We start from the raw sequence: 17064 nt of genomic DNA on the forward strand, positions 1-17064 counted from the left end.
GCACCTAGTTTGGTGGAAGAAAGAACTGAGGGAAGCGTCATGGCAACTGCATCCAGCCCATCCCAGAAAGCTATCGGTATTGTGGGAGCCCTGCCAGAGGAAGTGGCCATGCTCACCCAGGCAATGGAGACTTATGCCGTCCATACCCACCTGGGGCGGCAATTCCATCAGGGATCCCTGGCTGGGCAGCCAGTGGTGGTGGTACAGGGGGGGGTGGGCAAGGTGCGGGCGGCAACCACGGCAGCTCTGCTGGTGGCCCATTTTCCCTTGCAGGGCATCATCTTTACCGGCGTGGCCGGCGCCTTGGCCGATCATCTCCATCTAGGGGATGTGGTCCTGGCCCATGCCGCTATCGAGCACGATTTCGGCACCGGACGCCCAGAGGGCTTTGTCTTGGGGATCGACTTCATCCCTGAGTTGCGCCATCCCCTCGCTGAGGCCGATAGCGCCCTCTACGACCTCCTCATGAAGCAGGTGGAGCGGATCCCTCTCCACCCCCTGCAAGGACGCTACCCGGCTATCCATCAAGGCCTGGTGGCCACCGGCGACGTCTTTGTGGCCGACGCCCAGCTCCGCCACCAAATTCGCAAGCGCACGGGGGCGCTGGTGGTGGAGATGGAAGGGGCAGCCGTGGTGCGGGTGGCCCAGGAGGCTGGGATCCCTTGCCTGCTGGTGCGCTCGGTTAGCGATGTAGGGAGCGATACCGATTTCCTCAGTTTCTTTCAGACAGTAGCCCTCAACTCGGCGGCCGTGGTCCACAGTCTTCTCCAGAGCTTGCCTCCCCCCTCTGCGTAGCCTACTCCAGAAGAAAAACTGCGGCCCCTGTCCTTGGACAGGGGCTCTTTCCTAGTTAGGGATCTAAGTCGGAGCGAAAGGATTTGAACCTTCGACCCCCACTACCCCAAAGTGGTGCGCTACCAAGCTGCGCTACGCCCCGACGCACCTGTACCAGAGACGCGCTCTGGAGGTGCTCTACTAAACTAGCACTAGAAGCTGGCTCCTGGCAAGAGCCCCAAGCCAGCTGCCAAATCCCGCAAAGGACGTGCTAGCTTAGTTAGGCTGTCAAAACCCCACACGCCTGAACCATCGGGTGCCCTCAACTGGGATCTGTTCAGGCGGAGGCTAACCCGTAGGAGAGAACTGAACCATGAGCGTCGTCACTTTGCCTCAACTGTTGGAGGCGGGGGTTCACTTCGGTCACAAGGCCAGCAGCTGGAACCCCAAGATGCGGCCCTACATTTTTGCCGAGCGCAACGGCATCCACATCATTGACTTGGTGCAGACAGCCCGCTACCTCAATGAAGCCTATGAATACGTGCGGGAGGGTGCCGAAAAGGGCTGGCGCTTCCTCTTTGTTGGCACCAAGCGCCAAGCTGCTGGGATCATTGCCCAGGAAGCCACCCGCTGTGGCAGCTACTACGTTAACCAGCGCTGGCTGGGGGGCATGCTTACAAACTGGGCCACGATTAGAACCCGCATTGATCGCCTCAAGGAAATCGAAGAGATGGAAAGCAGCGGTCTGCTGGACCGTCTGCCCAAACAAGAAGCAGCCCGCCTAAGGCGTGAGTTGGCCAAGCTAGAGAAGTACCTAGGCGGCATCAAAACCATGCGCCGACTGCCGGATGCCGTGATTATCGTGGATCAGCGGCGCGAAGCCAACGCTGTCCGAGAATGCATCAAGCTCAAGATCCCCATCATCTCCCTCCTAGATACCAACTGTGATCCTGATCTCAGCGACGTTTTCATCCCCGCCAATGACGATGCCATTCGAGCCATTAAGCTGATTGTAGGCAAGCTGGCCGATGCCATCTATGAAGGTCGACACGGGCAACTCGACACGGTCGAAGAGGAAGAGTACGACTACGAGGGGGCCATGGATCTAGAAGAAGAGGACACTTTGGAAGATATGGAAGAGGAAGGAGATCCCGAGGCGGGCGAGTAGCCCTCAATTCCAAGGCAGGGAGGATTTCCCTGCCTATTCTCTGTCCAGAGATCTCAGCTTAAAATTTTCCCAGGGAACGGCCGCAAGCTCCGTACCCCCGCAGTGGGGGGAAGAAAAGTCCTGAGGCGACTTTAGTCGCTCCCATGGTAGGCTACAGGAGCGGATACCAGCGGTTCAGGGTCCTGGTAATGCCCACTTGGGCGCGGAACACTTTTAGGGGCTGCCTTGGTAACCCAGGCGGGGAATGGACGGTTGGCTTGCCGACAGCACCCCCAGCTTGGCCCAGAGTCAGGTGACATCTTTACCATATCCTTAGTTTGTTGAGGAACCCTCATGAGCGATGCCAAGACTAATGTCAAAATTGATCCCCAACTAGTCAAACAACTGCGCGAAGAAACAGGCGCAGGCATGATGGACTGCAAAAAAGCCCTGGAAGAGGCCGGCGGCGACAGGGAGAAAGCTATTGTTTTGCTGCGGCAGAAAGGCTTAGCAGGGGCAGCCAAGAAGGCCAGTCGCATCACTGCAGAAGGAGTTGTTGATAGCTACATCCACTTCGGCAACCGAATCGGGGTTTTGGTAGAGGTCAACTGCGAGACAGACTTTGTAGCCCGCAACGAAGAGTTTAGAAAGCTGGTTCAGGACATTGCCAAGCAGATTGCCGCCTGCCAAAACGTGGAATACATCAGCATTGACCAGATCCCTCCTGAAGTGGTGGAGCGAGAGAGGGCCATCGAGATGGGCAAGGAGGATCTGGCTAGCAAGCCCGAGCATGTGCGGGAAAAAATTGTTCAAGGTCGCGTTGAAAAGCGTCTGAAAGAGCTGTCTCTGATGGATCAGCCCTTTATCAAAGATCCATCAATTACCGTAGAGGAATTGGTAAAGCAACACATTGCCAAGCTGGGAGAAAACATCCGGGTGCGGCGGTTTGCTCGCTTTGTCCTGGGGGAAGGGATTGAGAAAGAAAAAGTGGATTTTGTCGCTGAAGTGGCTGCGCAGGCCGGTCTCAAGCCAGCGGAGCCACCGCAAGCGGCAGAAGCAGCAACTGCTCCTCCCGCAGAACCTGCGGCTGACCAAGTTGCGGTGGAGGCTGCTGGGAATGAGCCTGTTGCCGAGGGCAAGCCGGCCAAAAAAGGCTCTAGCAAGAAGAAGAAATAGGGGACTTCGTGGCGAAAGGAAAGTCAGCAGAAGTGTGGAAGAGCGCCTTGACAACGCCTTTGCGAGCTCCTTTGTGGGCTGCGTAAGAAGCCGGGGGAGTGGCAAGCTAGGGTAACAGGCAACCATTTCGGATCTTGGGCATGGGCTTTATCCTGCGCAATGCGGTGATCCCTACCGCCGGCGGCTACGAGACTACAGATGTCCGCATTGAAGGGGAGCGAATTGCTGCCATCGGCAAAGGGCTGGCCTCAGTAGGCCCAGATGGCGTAGAGCTCGATGCCCACAACAAGCTTTTGTTGCCTGGCTTTGTTAATGCCCACACCCACTCTTCCGAGCTGTGGCAGCGCGGGATCATCCCGCCCTACCCGCTAGAACTGTGGCTGGCGCAACTGCACGAGTACTCGCCGCCGGATCCAGAAAAGATCTACCTCAGCGCGCTGGCGACGGCGGTCGAGACCCTGCTCAGCGGCGGCACGACCGTAGTGGATCATCTTATCCTCATCCCTGGCCAGGAGCTGGCCACCCTCGAGGCAGCCGTGCGGGCCTACCGAGAGGTCGGGATCCGCGCCTTCATTGGTCCGCTGCTTCAGGATCAGGCGCTTCCTGCTTGCCTGCCAGGCGGAGAAGGGGAGGCACCAGCCTATCCCCTCTCTACAGCAGAAGTGCTGGCCCTGGTGGAAGAGGCGGTTGAGAAGTACCACCGCCCAGAGGAGGGCATTAGCCTGATGGTGGCCCCCACCGGCATTCAGCTCTGTTCTGACAAGCTGTTTGAGGGCTGCGCGGAGTTGAGCCAAAAGTATGATCTCCCCCGCCATGCCCACCTGCTGGAAACCCGCGCTCAGCAGATGCTGGCCCAGGAAAAGTACGGTTGCAGCGCAGTCAAGCATTTGCAGCAGATCGGCTACCTGGACAACCGGACTTCCCTTGCCCACTGTGTCTGGCTCACCGATGCGGATATCGAGATCCTGGCCCGCACCGGCTCTACGGTTGTCCACAACCCCTTGAGCAACCTGCGCTTAGGCAGCGGTATCGCCCCCATCCTCAAGTATCGCCGAGCAGGGGTGAATGTGGCCTTTGGCTGCGATGGGGCTGCCAGTAACGATTCCCAGGATCTCCTGGAGGCCATTAAAATCGGCACCATCCTGCACAACATCACGGATCCCGACTACCGCCACTGGATTGCTCCCCGTGAGAGTATTGAAATGGCCTCCCGCGGCGGGGCCATTGGCCTAGGGCTGGGAGAGGAGCTGGGATCCCTGGAAGTGGGCAAGCAGGCGGACCTCGTGCTTTATGATCTCACCCAACTGTCCCTGCTACCCCGCACGGATCCCATTGGGCTGCTGGTACTGGGCCGGCCCACCCAGGTAGTACACAGCGTCTGGGTCAGAGGAAAGCGGGTGGTGGCCGACGGCAAAGTAACAACGGTGGATGTAGCCAAGCTGCGGCAGGAGCTGTTCGAGCACAGCTTTTGGGATCCCTGGCGCCGCTCACAGCAGGTGGCCCAACTGGAGGCCCGCTACCGCCGCGTGATGGGTCTGCCAGAATAGGGATGTCGGGGATCGCTCGAGAATCAGAGATGGACTCGGCCAGAGTCACTGCCCAGCTAAAGCAGCAGGCTCTGGCGCTGGGCTTTGACAAAGTTGGCATTGCCAGCATAGAAAACCCCCCGGACTTACGGGGTCTGTCAGCCTGGTTAGCTGCAGGCATGGCCGCCGACATGGCCTGGATGGCTGACCCGCGACGAATGGATCCAAAGCGGGTGCTGCCGGGGGTGCGCTCCCTGGTCTGTGTGGCCCTAAACTACTACACCCCCACCTGCCATAGTCAGGATCCCAGCAAAGGCAAGATTTCCCGCTACGCTTGGGGGCGGGATTATCACCGCGTGCTGGGGCGGCGACTCAAACAGCTCCACCTCTGGATGCAAGCGCAATTCCCGGATTACCAGGGCCGATTCTACGTAGACACCGGCCCAATAGCAGAAAAGCCCTGGGCCATGCAGGCGGGCTTGGGTTGGATTGGCAAAAATAGTCTCTTGCTCACCCGTGAGTATGGCTCCTGGGTGTTTCTAGGGGTCATCCTGACCACCCTTAAGCTCGTTCCTGACCAACCTCACACGAGCCACTGCGGCACCTGCACCCGCTGTCTGGAAGCCTGCCCCACCCAGGCCATTGTTAGTCCAGGCGTGGTCGATTCCCGCCGCTGCATTGCTTACCACACCCTAGAGAGCCACGCCGAGCGGATCCCTGCTGAGATTGCCCAGAACCTGCAGAACTGGGTGGCCGGCTGCGACATTTGCCAAGAGGTCTGTCCTTGGAACCAACGCTTTGCCCGGCTCAGTCCCCTTCCCGATTTTCAGCCCTACCCCTGGAACATCGCCCCCGACCTCGAGGAGCTGGCTCGCATTGACGACGAGGAGTTCGACCGCCGCTTTCCCGCCTCCGCCCTGCGCCGGCTCAAGGCCAACCGACTGCGCCGCAATGCCCAAGCTGCCCTCCAAGGCCATGAGGCCAGCTAGCCTATCCCTCTTGTTGGCCTCCCGCCTGCCCCAGCGCTGCCTGGACCTGTTCCCAACCTCACTTACACTGCAGCCTTTCCCCGGAAACTGGGGGGTGGGGATAAGCACTAGCCGGAGGGTGGGAGAGTGTTACGTTGCCCGCAGTTGCACTGGCATGACCAAATAGCAAAGGCGCACCGCTCCCAGTGGCTTCCAAACAGCCGGCTGCGTGGCCCCGTTGAGTTCTAGGCTTACCTGCTGCGTGTGAAACACCTTGAGAGCCTCCAGCAGGTAGCGGACATTGAAGGCCACCTCTAGATCGGGGCCGGACATCTGCACTGGCAGCGATTCCTCGCCACTGCCTACATCAGGTGCTTCGGTGCTGATGCGCAGGGTTTGGGTTGCTGCCGAGAGACTGAACTTGATGATGTCGTTTCGCTGGGCAGCAAACACTCCCACCCGCTCCAGCGACTCCATCAGGGGTCGCCGCTCCAAGGTCACTTGCCGCTCAAACTGCCTGGGCAGCAAACGGTTGTAGTCGGGGTACTGACCCTCCAAGAGACGACTGGTAATCCGCTGTTGGGGCAAAACAAATTGTACCTGTGACTGGTCAAAGCGCAACTCCACCTTGGAGGCACCAGTCTGGGCGCTGAGGATGCGCTCCACCTCCCGCAGAGTCCGAGCGGGAATGGTGAAATCAGGCCCTCTCCCTTCCCTGGCTACCTCAACTGGAATTCCCTCGACTTCTACCTGAGCTATGGCCAGCCGATGTCCATCAGTGGCTGCAAACTCCAGCTGCGGCGGCTCCCCAGGCACAAGCTTGACATGCACCCCTGTGAGTACCTGCTTGGTTTCGTCACTAGAGGCGGCAAAGAGGGTCTGGCCAATTCCCTGCAACAAGCTCTCGATGGGCACCTCTAGAGCCCGCGCGGCACCACCCTCAATGGCAGCAGGGATCACTACCTCGGGCAGGGTGGGGTACTCCTCTGCCGCAGCACTGCGTAGCTGGTACTGACCAGCAGCTGAAGTGAGGATAACCTGCTCCTGAACTTGGCTCACCGTAACTGAACCACTGGGCAGACGGCTGACGATGTCGCCAAACAGCTTGGCTGGCAGCGTAAGGCGACCGGATGCTTTCACCTCCGCCTCAAACTCGCTGCGAATGCCCAAGCTTAGGTCAAAGCCCGTCAGAGCCACCTGCTGCCTTTCTGCGCTGGCTTCCACCAGCACGTTGGCCAGAATCGGCAGCGCGGGCCGACTGGCGATAGCTCGCCCAACTGTTGCCAGTTGCTGGCTAAGCTTGGCCTGCTCACAGGTAAAGCAAAGGCCACCAGTAGGACTACCTCCCGCTGCTGCAAAGGGCTGCTCCTTGGCCCCGTCCAGGAGCTCAGTTTCACGAACCCCCAGCGAAGTTCCCGAGCGGCCGTCGCGCGGGGCAGACGCGAACATGCTTGCCCTAGGTTCTTCCTGCAGAGGGCGTTGAGCTTGTACCATTGCGGGCCTTGCGAGCTGAATACGCTAATCCTAGCACTGACTTGCCCCTAGTTTGCACTCTCGCGCGCGCGAAGAGGATTAAAAACCACGATCCCTACCCAATTTAAATTTTTAACAGTAGTAGTAGGGCCTGTGGAAATTGTGGAAATCGATGGCCTGGTGATTGGCAAAGCCTTGTGCTGTAAGCCTTTGGGCTTGTCCCCTGCCTGTGGAAAATCTGTGGATAACTGGGTGCTCTTTTCCACAGAGTATTTATACCTTGTGGATAACTAGGGGGTTTTTTCCACAGGTTTTCCACAGTTTTTCAAAGTTTTCCACAAGTTTTCCACAGGCGGGTAGGGCAGGAGCTGGGAAAGTTTACAAAACTTAATGATCGATCCGTTGGGGATCCCCTAGACTGGGGAACTGTAGACTTAGGGATCCTGTCCAGGTCAGGGGCAGCCTGGGAGGGAAAGCTAGGTGGCTTCCTCTGGTCCGCTGAGGAGGTGGGAAAACTGTTGCGGCTAAAGTAGATATGAGGGTAGGGGAACTTCTCTTAGAGATTGCCCTACCTCGGGTAGTAGCCTAGGAGATTACGAGGACACAGAAGGCCCAGTCCTCTGCTCCTTTAAGCCAGAAGAGCTTCTTCACAGGCCGCTTGCTCTCCCTCAGAAGCCTCACCTGGCTCCTCGGGCTGCAAAACAGCTTCTTGGCAACGCTCCATAGCCTGCAGCAGCAGGGTTTCTCCCTCTTGCAGGGTCTCAATGCGGCAAAGAAGAGCACGAAAGTGGGAAGCGCCGGCAAAGCCCTTAACGTACCAGGCCATGTGCTTGCGGGCTTGCCGGATCCCGCGTTCCCCTTTATATTCCCAAAGACCTCGTAGATGCTCTAGAGCTATTTGAATTCGCTCCAAGGGAGTAGGAGCCGGCTTTTCTTGCCCGGTTTTCAGGAAGTAATCGATTTCCCCCACCAGGAAGGGGTAACCCATCGTGCCGCGGGAGCACATCACCCCGTCGGCGCCAGTTTCTTCGAGACACTTCACTGCTGCAGCTGTGGAGAAAATGTCTCCGTTAGCAATGACCGGAATGTGCAAACGTTCTTTGACGCGGCGGATCCACTCCCAGCGGGCTTTGCCGCTGAAGCCCTGGGCACGTGTCCGAGCATGTAGAGTAAGGAGTTGGGCTCCCGCCTCTTGGAGGCGGTAGGCAAAATCCAAGATGTTAATTTCCTCGTCCGACCAGCCCAAGCGCGTTTTTACAGTAACGGGTACCTCCACTGCCTTGGCCACCGTTTCAACAATTTTCGCAGCGGTATCTAGGTCTCGCAGCAGGGAGGAGCCGCCACCGTTTCTGGTAATTTTATTTACCGGGCAGCCCATGTTGATATCTACCAGAGTTGCCCCTTCGTCTACAGCCATGCGAGCGGCTTCAGCTAAAAAATGGGGCCGGCAGTCGAACAGCTGAATGCCAATGGGCTGCTCTCCCTCCCCCACCTCCATAATGCGGGGCAGCTCGCGAGCATAGTGCAAGCCAATGGCGCTAACCATCTCGGTGTAAACCATGCTTTGGGGGGCAAAACGGCGGACTAGCCGCCGGAAGACCATGTCGGTTACCCCTGATAGGGGTGCCTGGAAGACCCGACTGAAGATCTTTACCCTCCCAATCTCTAGGGGTTGGGCCATTCGTGCTTGCAACTGCGGTGAAAGCTGCAGGCTCATGGAAGGCCAACGCAACTATCCTTCTTTGTTGACAAAGTAGAGAAGGCCTAGGATGCGCGCCTGTTTGATGGCTTTGGAGACTTGCCGCTGCTGCTTGGCAGTTAGGCCTGTGATGCGGCGAGGCAAGATTTTGCCACGCTCAGTTACGAACTTCTTGAGCAGCTCAACGTCGGTGTATCTAATGGGTTCTCCTGGCTTGATGGGAGACAAGCGACGGCGAATGTAAACCATAGCTCAGGAACTACTTAATCTCTTTGTGAAGGGTATGGCGGTTACACTTGGGGCAGTATTTTCTCAACTCCAAACGACCGGGGGTGTTGCGGCGATTTTTGGTAGTAGTGTAGCGGTTCACCCCTGGAGAACGCTTGTTAACGTTGGTGCGGCACTCCGAACACTCCAGTGTAATGATGATGCGAGCACCTTTTCCCTTTGCCATGGGTGGATCCCTCTGCAGAGGAAGAAACTACCTCCCCCTTCAACAGCCACGGTTGAAGAAGGGCTTGCGCGTAGCGCAATTACCAATTATCTAACTTTTCTTTGAGGGAAGCAAGCCAACTTTTAACTTGCTTTCCAGCTTGGTGGCGAAGGCTGCGGGTGTTGCGGCCAACCTCCTGACGTAGGCGCCCCAGTTGGTTGGAGAGGTCCCGTACTGTCTCATGGCGCTGGGCTTTGCGCAGAAGATCCCGCGCAGCCAATTGAACGTCCTCAGTAGCTTCCCCTTCGAGGAGGTTTTGTAGCAGCCGCAGGACTTTTTCATCTAGGTGGTAGCCCCGCTCGGATTCCACCACTAGGGTGCGCCCGGCACGGTCGTGGATGCTCTGGCGTTTTTCCTTGTCGAAGAAGGCAAACAGACCATCGGCAACTAGGGGTACCAGAAGGGCTTCCGTGAGAACAAACAGCGAGAGCACTCCCTCCCGGGCCAGGGAGCGAATCAGATGAGGCGAGGCTTCGGTTTCCGGATCCCAGGTTTTAATGTTCAGCAGCCATTTGCCGAGGCTTTGGCCCTCAGGACGGGATTGGAAATAGCCGCGGTTCACCAGCCAAGTGGCAAAGAAGGCAATGTAGCCAGTCATGTCCACGGCGCCAGCATCGGCTCCCAGCAGGGAAGCTAAACCCTGCGCTAGGTAGGAGACCCCTAGCCCCAGCCCAAAATCCAGGGCAAAGGCCCCAATCCGCTTGCCCCAGGGAGCTAGTTTGGGCAGGTTTTCCTTAGCCTGGGGGGCGCCGGCTGCCGGGGAAGCCGGTTGCTTCGTCTGGACAGAAGGTAGGGAGGTTGCTGGAGGCAGGGCGCTAAAGGCTTGCCACTCGCTGGCGCTTTGATCCAGCTGCTGGGTTTTGGGCCGTTCGGGAGAGGGTCTGGGATCCGTCATCGCAGGTTGAGGCTGTTATCCCTAACCATTGTAGCTAGCAAAGCGGGCCTAGACCCCTATCGGCAGGGAAGCAGGGCTGCGGCGCGGGATCTCGTAGGTCATCCGATCCCGGGCCAGGAGTGTATTGGGGAAGATGGCGCGGGCTTCGGCCAGTAGGTCTTCCAAAGTAATGGGGCCATCTGACGTGTAGCGAGGGCTAAAGTGGGTAAGGATGAGGGTCTGGGCCTTGGCTTCAGCGGCCACCCGCGCAGCCATGGCAGCAGTGGAGTGCTTAGCCCGCTGAGCCAGCTCGCGATCCGCTTCGGCGTAGGTGGCCTCGTGGATGACCAGGTCAGCAGCACGGGAGAGATCGACGGCGTTGCGGCAGAAGATGGTGTCGGTGCAGTAGGAGAACTTGCGCCCTGGGATGGGATCCCCCACGTAATCTCGCCCGTGGAACCAGCGGCCCTGCCAGAAGATGGATTGCCCAGCCTTGAGTTGGCCATAGAGGGGGCCAGGTGGGATCCCGTCGGCCTGGGCTTTGGCCACGTTAAAGGTGCCTGGCCGATCCTGTTCCACCACGCGGTAGCCAAAGGCGGGCACCCGGTGATCCAAAGGCGCGCAGAAAACCCAATACTCTGGATCCTGAAGAATGAGACCTGTTTCTACGGTGTGAACCTGGAAGGAATAGGGGATCCGCGTCTCGCTGTAGCGTAGCACCGCCTTCAGGTACTCTTCCAGGCCGGGGGGGCCGTAGATGTCGATGTGTTGGGGGGTGCTGCCCAGGCCACAGGAGGCCAACAGCCCCGGCAGGCCGTAGATGTGATCCCCGTGCATATGAGTGATGAAAATGCGGCGCAACTGGCTGGGGCGCAGCTCGTCTAGCCGCAACAGTTGGTGTTGGGTGCCCTCGCCACAATCAAACAGCCACCATTCCGACCGCTGCGGAAACTGCACCGCCACGCCCGACACATTGCGCTGGCGGGTGGGCATGCCGGAGCTAGTACCCAGAAAGGTAACGCGGATGGCGTTGGGATCTGTCACAAGGGCCAAATGCCGATAGCGCTAAGGACTGGGATCCCTAGCTTATCAACTTACCTAGAAAGGGCGCCCAAAACCCTTGTTAGCTTAATTGGCGGCAAGCCCCGCCCTGTATTTGTGTTCCGTATTGCCAATCAGTGTCGGGATAAAGCCGTTCGTGCTACAACTAAGGAGAACAAGTTCAATCTCGGGAGAGCTTCCCTGACTTGTTCCCGCCGCGGGTTGCACACTGGCGGCAGGCTGTGACCTTCGTACCAACAAGTCGGTAAAGCGTGCAGTCCGTACGCTGGCTGTTCGTGCAGTGTGGCGTAAGCCATGTTGTGCTTACTTAGCGAATGAGGGTTGGGAGTCGTTCACGATAAGGGTACGTGTCAGCTTTCTTGCCATGATCACCTTGACCGAGAGCGCCATCCAAGAGCTAAAGCGCCTGCGCAGCAAGTACGAGAAGGAGGGATCCCAGCCCATCCTGCGGCTGGGGGTCAAGCCCAGCGGCTGCTCTGGCCTCTCTTACGTGATGAACTTTGAGCCCCAGGCCAACCCTGATGACCATACCTTTGACTTTGGCGAGCTCCGCGTGGCAGTGGATCCCTTGAGCATGACCTTGATCCAGGGCCTTACCGTCGACTTTTCCGAGGATCTGTTGGGGGGCGGCTTCAAGTTCAAGAACCCCAATGCAGTGGCTACCTGTGGCTGTGGCACCTCCTTTGCCACTGCCGAAACTGCCGTTGCCACTGGCCATTGATCACATCCTGCTGGAGGGTTCTAGGCTGGGCAGGCGGAGCACAAACCATGTCCACCCGTCCTTGCTGCTGACTCGAATGTGGCCCTGCAGGTATTCCACCCACTGCTTCACCAAAGCCAACCCCAGACCGCTGCCTGGCTGGGCCCAGGGATCCGCAGTGGGCACCCGGTAAAAGCGCTCAAACAGGTAGGGCAGATGTTCCGGCTCAATCTGAGCCGTGTTGGCGATCTTAAACTCAACCCCTCCAGGGATTGGCTGAACCTCTAGACGGATCGTGCCACCTGGCTGGGTAAACTTGCAGGCATTGTCCAGCAGTTCTTTGAGGATCTGGGTCAGGAGCTGCGGATGGCTGTAAAACCGCCAGGGGGAGGAGGGCGGGTCCCCCACCTGCAGCGTGAGGGAGCGGGCCTGAGTGCATTGCTGCGCCGATTCGATCAAGCTGTGCCAGAGGTGGGGCAGGTCAATAGCTGCAACGGCAGAGCCCAACTCTTTCCTTTCCAAGCCCTGCAGATCCAACAGGCGGTTGATGAGCTGGATTTCGGCCTCGCACTCCTGCAGGGCAATGTCCCAGTATTGCCGCTGCTTCTCGTTGAGGGGGGTGCGGCCCAGAAGCTCCAGAGCTAGCTTGATCTTGGTCAAGGGTGTGCGCAGCTCGTGGGAGACCGTGGCCAGAAAGTGGTCTTTGAGGCGGTTGAGCTGCTCCAGATCTGCCACCTGGCAGGCCAGCTGGGCGGTGCGCTCCTGCACCTTGGCTTCCAGTTCCTGGTTAAGCTGCTGCAGACGGCGCTGGGCCTGGTTGGCTTGCAGCAAGTGGCGCAGCCGCCGCTTCAAAACCGACCAGTGGATGGGCTTGGGGATGTAGTCGCTGGCACCGGCGGCAAAGGCCTCACTGACAAAGGCTTCGTCTTCTAAAGCGGTGACGATTAAAATTGGCATGTCGGGGTTTTGGGCGTGGAGGCGGCGGCAACACTCAAACCCATCCAGATCCGGCATCACCGCATCCAGGAGCACCATGTCCGGCCGATGGCGGCTTACGGCTTCTAGACAAGCCAAGCCGCTGTCCGCTTCCACAACTTGGTAGCCTTCCCGCTCCAGGGTATAGCGAGCCAAAAGCCGCTGGCTGGGATCATCGTCGGCAATCAGCAGCAGTGGCTTTTCCTCGGCCCCAGAGGAGCCCTCTCCCTGTCGGGGAAGGAGATCTGCCACAGGATTGGCATTAAGCTTCTGCATGGGTACTGGCAACAGGAGAAGGCCCAGACGCGGCAGCCGATAACTCCAGGGTAACTCGCTGGTACTCGGCTTCCAACCGTTGCAAGGCCTGCTTCAGGGTATCCCAGTTTACAAAAGCGGGAGAGGGGTGGCGAGAGAGGTTCTCCAGCTCCTGACACATCTGAGCTAGCGACTTGGCCCCCAGGGTGCTGCTGCTGCCCTTGAGGCGGTGGGCCAGTTGGGCCACGGTTTGGGCATCTTGCCGCTCCAGAGCCTGGCGCAGGGATCCCAGCAGGGCCTGGCTGTCTTGCTGGTAGGTTTGCACCATCTCCTGCCAGTCTTCGGGGGATCCCAGCATGCTGCGTAGGCTGGCTAGGGTGTCGGGATCCAAGGCTGGCTCCGGTTTTTCTTCCTTGCAGGAAGAAGAGATTTCCTGCAAAGCGCGCTCCAGCACAGCCGGCTGCAGGGGCTTGGTCAGGTAGCCGTCGACGCCGGCGGCCTCGGCAGCAGCACGGCTTTCCAGGAAAGCGTCGGCGGTGAGGGCAAGGATGCGCGGCTGGCGATCTGGGGGAAGTTCGCTGCGGATGCGGCGGGTGGCGGCCAGGCCGTCCAGCTCCGGCATGTGCAGATCCATCAAGACCAGGTCGTAGGCGCGCAGTTGCAGCGCCTGCAGGGCTTCCAGGCCATTGGCCACGATGTCCGGCTGATAGCCCAGCCGCTCCAGCATCAGGCGGATGACTTTTTGGTTAACGGGGTTGTCCTCGGCTACCAGGATGCGCAACGGGCAGCGGCAGGCCAAAGGCAGCGGGGGCTCCAAGGGGGAAGTAACGGCAGGCACTTTTTCCTGGCAAAGCAGAGCCCGCAGTTGCGAGGCCTTGACCGGCTTGCTCAGGGCAGGAAAAGAGCCAGAGCTTGCCAAAGCCGCGCTGCGGGCCACCAGCAGCAAAGGCCTCAGGGGGGGCTGCTCCTGCTGCAGAACTTTGGCCAGGGCCAGCCCATCGCCGTCAGGCAGGCTGGTATCCACCAGGGCCAGGTCAAAAGTCTGGGCTTTGGCCAGGGCTTGGGCTTCTGCTGCAAAGCTGCAGGCCGTTACCTGCATCCCCCAGGCCTGGAGCAGGCGAGCCAGGAGCTGCCGTTGGCTGGCGTTGTCTTCCACCAACAAAACCCGCTTGCCGGCCAGAGCAGCATCGAGGGCTGGGGCTGCCAAGAGGGCCGGATCCGGAACACGCAGCGGGACACGGAAACCAAAGGTGGATCCCTGGCCCGGCTGGCTTTGCACCCAGATCTCTCCGCCCATCAGTTGACAGAGGCGCTGGCTGATGGCCAAGCCCAAGCCCGTGCCGCCGTAGCGGCGGCTGATGGAGCTGTCCACCTGGCTGAAAGGCTTGAAGAGGCGATCCTGCTTTTCCGGCGGGATGCCGATGCCGGTGTCTTGCACCTGGAAGCTCACCCACTGCACCTGGGGATCTCGCTCCTGGGCCTCGACGGTTACCACCACTTCTCCCTGTGGGGTGAACTTGATGGCGTTGCTGAGGAGGTTGGCCAGGATCTGGCGCAGACGGTTGGGATCCCCCACCAGGGTGGCTGGCAAGCTGGGATCCACCCAGGCCACCAGCTCCAGATCTTTGCTCTGGGCTTGGGCGGCCATGAGGTCCAAGAGCTCCTCCATGAGCTGGGACAGGGAAAAGGGCGTTTCCTCCAGCTCCAATTTCTGAGACTCGATCTTGGAGAAATCCAAAATGTCGTTGATGAGGCTGAGCAGCACCTCACTGCCGTAGCGGATGGTCTGCACCCAATCCCGCTGCTGCGGATCCAGGGGGGTATCCAGCAACAGGCTGGCCATGCCCATGATGGCGTTGATGGGCGTGCGGATCTCGTGGCTCATGGTGGCCAAGAATTCGCTCTTGGCGCGGTTGGCCGCCTCGGCAGCTTCCATAGCCGCCTTCATCTGCTCTTCCGTCTGCTTGGCCAGGGTGATGTCCCGACCGGCGGCGTAGGCCAGGGATCCCGCCAGAGAGGCGCGCCATTCGATAAAGCGGTAGCTGCCGTCTTGGGTGCGGTAGCGGTTGACTAAGCCATCCAGGCGTCCTTCTTGCAGCAGCTTTTGCATCGCCTTCTGGGTGGCCGGCAGATCTTCCGGGTGCACCCATTCCCACAAGGGGTGCTGCTGCAGCTCCTCGAGGGAACGGCCCAGAACAGTCTCCCAAGCAGGGTTGAGGCGGCGAAAATACCCCTGCTCGTCGGTAATGCAGAGCAAATCCAAAGCTACCGAGAAGAATTGCTCCAGCTCTGCTTCGGCCTGCTTGCGGGCGGTGATATCGACGGCGGTAAACACCCAGCAAGGGATCCCGCGCAGCACCAGCGGCTGGACGAAGACGTCTTCCCAAAACTCCCGGCCATCCCGCCGTTGCCAGTGCCACTCAAAGCGGGCGGATCCCTGAGAGCGAGCTTGCTCCAGGTAGGGCTGCAGTGAGAACCCCCTTCCCTGCAGGGCCTGGCGATAGGGGGACTGCTCCGAAGCGTCAAAGGCCCGCAGCTCCTCCAGGCTGGGAAATCCATAGGCGGCAAGGGCGCGCGGGTTGGCCTCCAAGATCTCGCCCGTTTCGGCATGGCGAATGAGGATGGCCACGGCAGCATTTTCAAACAGGGCGCGGAACTTCTGCTCGCTCTCTTGCAGGGCTTGCTGTGCCTGCACCCGCTCCGTGATGTCGCGAATGATGAGCACCACTTCCTGCGCATTCAGAGGGGCAATGCGCACCTCCTCGTGGCGCACCTCGCCATCGATTTCCAGGCTTTGCTCATAGCGCTGCAGGGTTTGGGTGGCCAGGGCTTGGCGAATATAGGCAAGCCGCCGCTCCGCCAGGTCTGGGGGCAGGAGTTCGTGGGGTGAGCGCCCCAGGTAAGTTTCTGGCAGGCCGTAGGGCCGCACCTCCCCCCCACAGCTCACTCCCAGGCAAACGCCCTGGCTGTCGAGGTGAAAGATGAGATCCGGGATGGCCGCCAGAATGGCTCTTTGTTTTTCCTCGGCCGCTTTGAGCTCTAGCTCAGTCCGCTTGCGCTCTGTGATGTCCTGCACCAAGACGTAGAGCTTCTTGCTGCCGTGGGCAACGATACAGGCCCTGCGATACTGCCTGACTCCTGGCTGGGGCTCAATCTCGTACTCCAGGTATTCGGCGGTCTGGTTGGCCAGAGCCCGCCTTCCCAGAACTTCGCATTGCTCCCGCAAAGCAGGAGGCAAAATCTCCTCGATCCGGCGGCCAATGTAGTCCTGAGAGGGGCGCAGCGTGGCGAAGTAGCGGGACGGCTTGCAGTTGAGGATGCGACCGTCGGCAGCAATCTCCAAAATCATGTCTGGGATTGCCTCGTAGAGGGCGCGATAGCGGGACTCGCTTTCCTGCAGCGCCTGCTCCCGCTCAACCTGCTCGGTGATGTTGCGGCTGGTGATGAGGATCCCATCCCCCACCGGCACCACCTGGTGGTGCAGCCAACGGGCCCGCAAGCCCGGCTGGCCGGAGATGGGAAACTCCTCTTCCAGGGGGATGCGGGTTTCCACCACCCGCTTGTATTTTTCAAAAAAGCCAGCCGTGCGGTTGATGGGCAGCAGCTCGCACAGCCGCTGGCCGAGGATCTCCTCCCGGCGGCGGGAAATCAGCTCCTCCCCCTTGGCGTTGACATCGACGAAGACAAAATCCACAATCTCGCCGGTAAAAGGATCCCGCACCGCCTCCAACAGATAGATGGCATCCAGGCTGGCTTCCAGCGCTGCGCGGAAACGGGCCTCTGGACTGGAAGTTGCTAGCGATCCCCTGAAAATGAGCTTGAAAAGAGGGATCCGCCGCCGGAGCCAGCCAAGCCCCAGAAGTGCTCCGAGAACCAAAACAATCCCCCCAAGCATAAAGCTGGCCCAGCCCGGCAGCATTATCTCTATCCCCAGCTCTTTTC

Annotated in this window: 14 protein-coding genes and 1 tRNA gene; 6 read left to right on the top strand and 9 right to left on the bottom strand. The window is 59.5% G+C overall.

Annotated features, from left to right (window positions below):
• The first annotated feature begins 39 nt into the window (after window positions 1-39).
• Window positions 40-795 carry a 5'-methylthioadenosine/adenosylhomocysteine nucleosidase gene (locus NW822_RS02540; RefSeq protein ID WP_414403422.1) on the top strand — a complete coding sequence of 252 codons (756 nt, stop codon included), beginning with the start codon at window positions 40-42 and terminating at the stop codon, window positions 793-795.
• Window positions 796-863: 68 nt separating this feature from the next.
• On the opposite strand, the gene NW822_RS02545 is transcribed toward NW822_RS02540, so the two are convergent.
• Window positions 864-937: transfer RNA gene (locus NW822_RS02545), tRNA-Pro, on the bottom strand.
• Between the two features lie 210 nt (window positions 938-1147).
• On the opposite strand from NW822_RS02545, the gene rpsB reads away from it, so the two are divergent.
• The 4 genes from rpsB (at window position 1148) to queG (ending at window position 5612) form a co-directional block, all read left to right on the top strand.
• Window positions 1148-1942, top strand: coding sequence for a 30S ribosomal protein S2 (gene rpsB, locus NW822_RS02550; protein ID WP_414362557.1), 795 nt, complete (start codon window positions 1148-1150; stop codon window positions 1940-1942).
• 333 nt (window positions 1943-2275) lie between these two features.
• Window positions 2276-3097 carry a translation elongation factor Ts gene (gene tsf / locus NW822_RS02555; protein WP_414403423.1) on the top strand — a complete coding sequence of 274 codons (822 nt, stop codon included), beginning with the start codon at window positions 2276-2278 and terminating at the stop codon, window positions 3095-3097.
• 140 nt (window positions 3098-3237) lie between these two features.
• Complete coding sequence (locus NW822_RS02560; RefSeq protein ID WP_414403424.1) at window positions 3238-4644, top strand: amidohydrolase; 1407 nt, start codon at window positions 3238-3240, stop codon at window positions 4642-4644.
• 29 nt (window positions 4645-4673) lie between these two features.
• Window positions 4674-5612: a tRNA epoxyqueuosine(34) reductase QueG gene (gene queG / locus NW822_RS02565; protein WP_414403425.1), complete on the top strand. Its 939-nt coding sequence runs from the start codon at window positions 4674-4676 to the stop codon at window positions 5610-5612.
• 129 nt (window positions 5613-5741) lie between these two features.
• Here queG and dnaN read toward each other — a convergent pair whose 3' ends face one another.
• From dnaN to rnz, 6 genes are all read right to left on the bottom strand, one after another.
• On the bottom strand, window positions 5742-7040 hold the full coding sequence (dnaN, locus tag NW822_RS02570; protein ID WP_414403426.1) for a DNA polymerase III subunit beta: 1299 nt from the start codon (window positions 7038-7040) through the stop codon (window positions 5742-5744).
• 652 nt (window positions 7041-7692) lie between these two features.
• Window positions 7693-8745, bottom strand: coding sequence for a tRNA dihydrouridine synthase DusB (gene dusB / locus NW822_RS02575; protein WP_414403427.1), 1053 nt, complete (start codon window positions 8743-8745; stop codon window positions 7693-7695).
• A 51-nt stretch (window positions 8746-8796) separates the two neighbouring features.
• The gene (gene rpsR / locus NW822_RS02580; RefSeq protein WP_414362562.1) at window positions 8797-9012 is read right to left on the bottom strand and encodes a 30S ribosomal protein S18; all 216 of its coding nucleotides are present in this window, start codon (window positions 9010-9012) and stop codon (window positions 8797-8799) included.
• Between the two features lie 10 nt (window positions 9013-9022).
• Window positions 9023-9217 (bottom strand): 50S ribosomal protein L33, encoded by a 195-nt coding sequence (rpmG, locus tag NW822_RS02585; RefSeq protein ID WP_414362563.1) that lies wholly within the window; start codon window positions 9215-9217, stop codon window positions 9023-9025.
• Window positions 9218-9296: 79 nt separating this feature from the next.
• Entirely contained in the window at window positions 9297-10151 is an 855-nt protein-coding gene (locus NW822_RS02590; protein ID WP_414403428.1) for an RDD family protein, read from the bottom strand.
• 48 nt (window positions 10152-10199) lie between these two features.
• A complete protein-coding gene (rnz, locus tag NW822_RS02595; protein ID WP_414362619.1) occupies window positions 10200-11156 on the bottom strand; it encodes a ribonuclease Z in 957 nt (318 codons plus the stop codon).
• Window positions 11157-11556: 400 nt separating this feature from the next.
• Between rnz and NW822_RS02600 the strand changes: the two genes are divergently transcribed.
• The gene (locus NW822_RS02600) at window positions 11557-11913 is read left to right on the top strand and encodes a HesB/IscA family protein (RefSeq protein WP_414362565.1); all 357 of its coding nucleotides are present in this window, start codon (window positions 11557-11559) and stop codon (window positions 11911-11913) included.
• Here the strand turns inward: NW822_RS02600 and NW822_RS02605 are convergent, their stop codons facing one another.
• A complete protein-coding gene (locus NW822_RS02605) occupies window positions 11914-13119 on the bottom strand; it encodes a response regulator (RefSeq protein ID WP_414403429.1) in 1206 nt (401 codons plus the stop codon).
• Window positions 13120-13129: 10 nt separating this feature from the next.
• On the bottom strand, window positions 13130-17041 hold the full coding sequence (locus NW822_RS02610; protein WP_414403430.1) for a PAS domain S-box protein: 3912 nt from the start codon (window positions 17039-17041) through the stop codon (window positions 13130-13132).
• Between the last annotated feature and the right edge of the window lie 23 nt (window positions 17042-17064).

This window comes from Synechococcus sp. H70.2 (assembly GCF_047462275.1).
GTDB lineage: Bacteria > Cyanobacteriota > Cyanobacteriia > Thermostichales > Thermostichaceae > Thermostichus.

Excerpts from the sequence above, each read along its gene's own strand:
- NW822_RS02540 (WP_414403422.1), top strand. The coding sequence starts at position 40 with ATGGCAACTGCATCCAGCCCATCCCAGAAAGCTATCGGTATTGTGGGA.
- tsf (WP_414403423.1), top strand. The coding sequence starts at position 2,276 with ATGAGCGATGCCAAGACTAATGTCAAAATTGATCCCCAACTAGTCAAA.
- NW822_RS02590 (WP_414403428.1), bottom strand. The coding sequence starts at position 10,151 with ATGACGGATCCCAGACCCTCTCCCGAACGGCCCAAAACCCAGCAGCTG.
- rpsB (WP_414362557.1), top strand. The coding sequence starts at position 1,148 with ATGAGCGTCGTCACTTTGCCTCAACTGTTGGAGGCGGGGGTTCACTTC.
- queG (WP_414403425.1), top strand. The coding sequence starts at position 4,674 with ATGGACTCGGCCAGAGTCACTGCCCAGCTAAAGCAGCAGGCTCTGGCG.
- NW822_RS02610 (WP_414403430.1), bottom strand. The coding sequence starts at position 17,041 with ATGCTGCCGGGCTGGGCCAGCTTTATGCTTGGGGGGATTGTTTTGGTT.
- NW822_RS02560 (WP_414403424.1), top strand. The coding sequence starts at position 3,238 with ATGGGCTTTATCCTGCGCAATGCGGTGATCCCTACCGCCGGCGGCTAC.
- rpsR (WP_414362562.1), bottom strand. The coding sequence starts at position 9,012 with ATGGTTTACATTCGCCGTCGCTTGTCTCCCATCAAGCCAGGAGAACCC.
- dusB (WP_414403427.1), bottom strand. The coding sequence starts at position 8,745 with ATGGCCCAACCCCTAGAGATTGGGAGGGTAAAGATCTTCAGTCGGGTC.
- dnaN (WP_414403426.1), bottom strand. The coding sequence starts at position 7,040 with ATGTTCGCGTCTGCCCCGCGCGACGGCCGCTCGGGAACTTCGCTGGGG.
- rpmG (WP_414362563.1), bottom strand. The coding sequence starts at position 9,217 with ATGGCAAAGGGAAAAGGTGCTCGCATCATCATTACACTGGAGTGTTCG.
- NW822_RS02600 (WP_414362565.1), top strand. The coding sequence starts at position 11,557 with ATGATCACCTTGACCGAGAGCGCCATCCAAGAGCTAAAGCGCCTGCGC.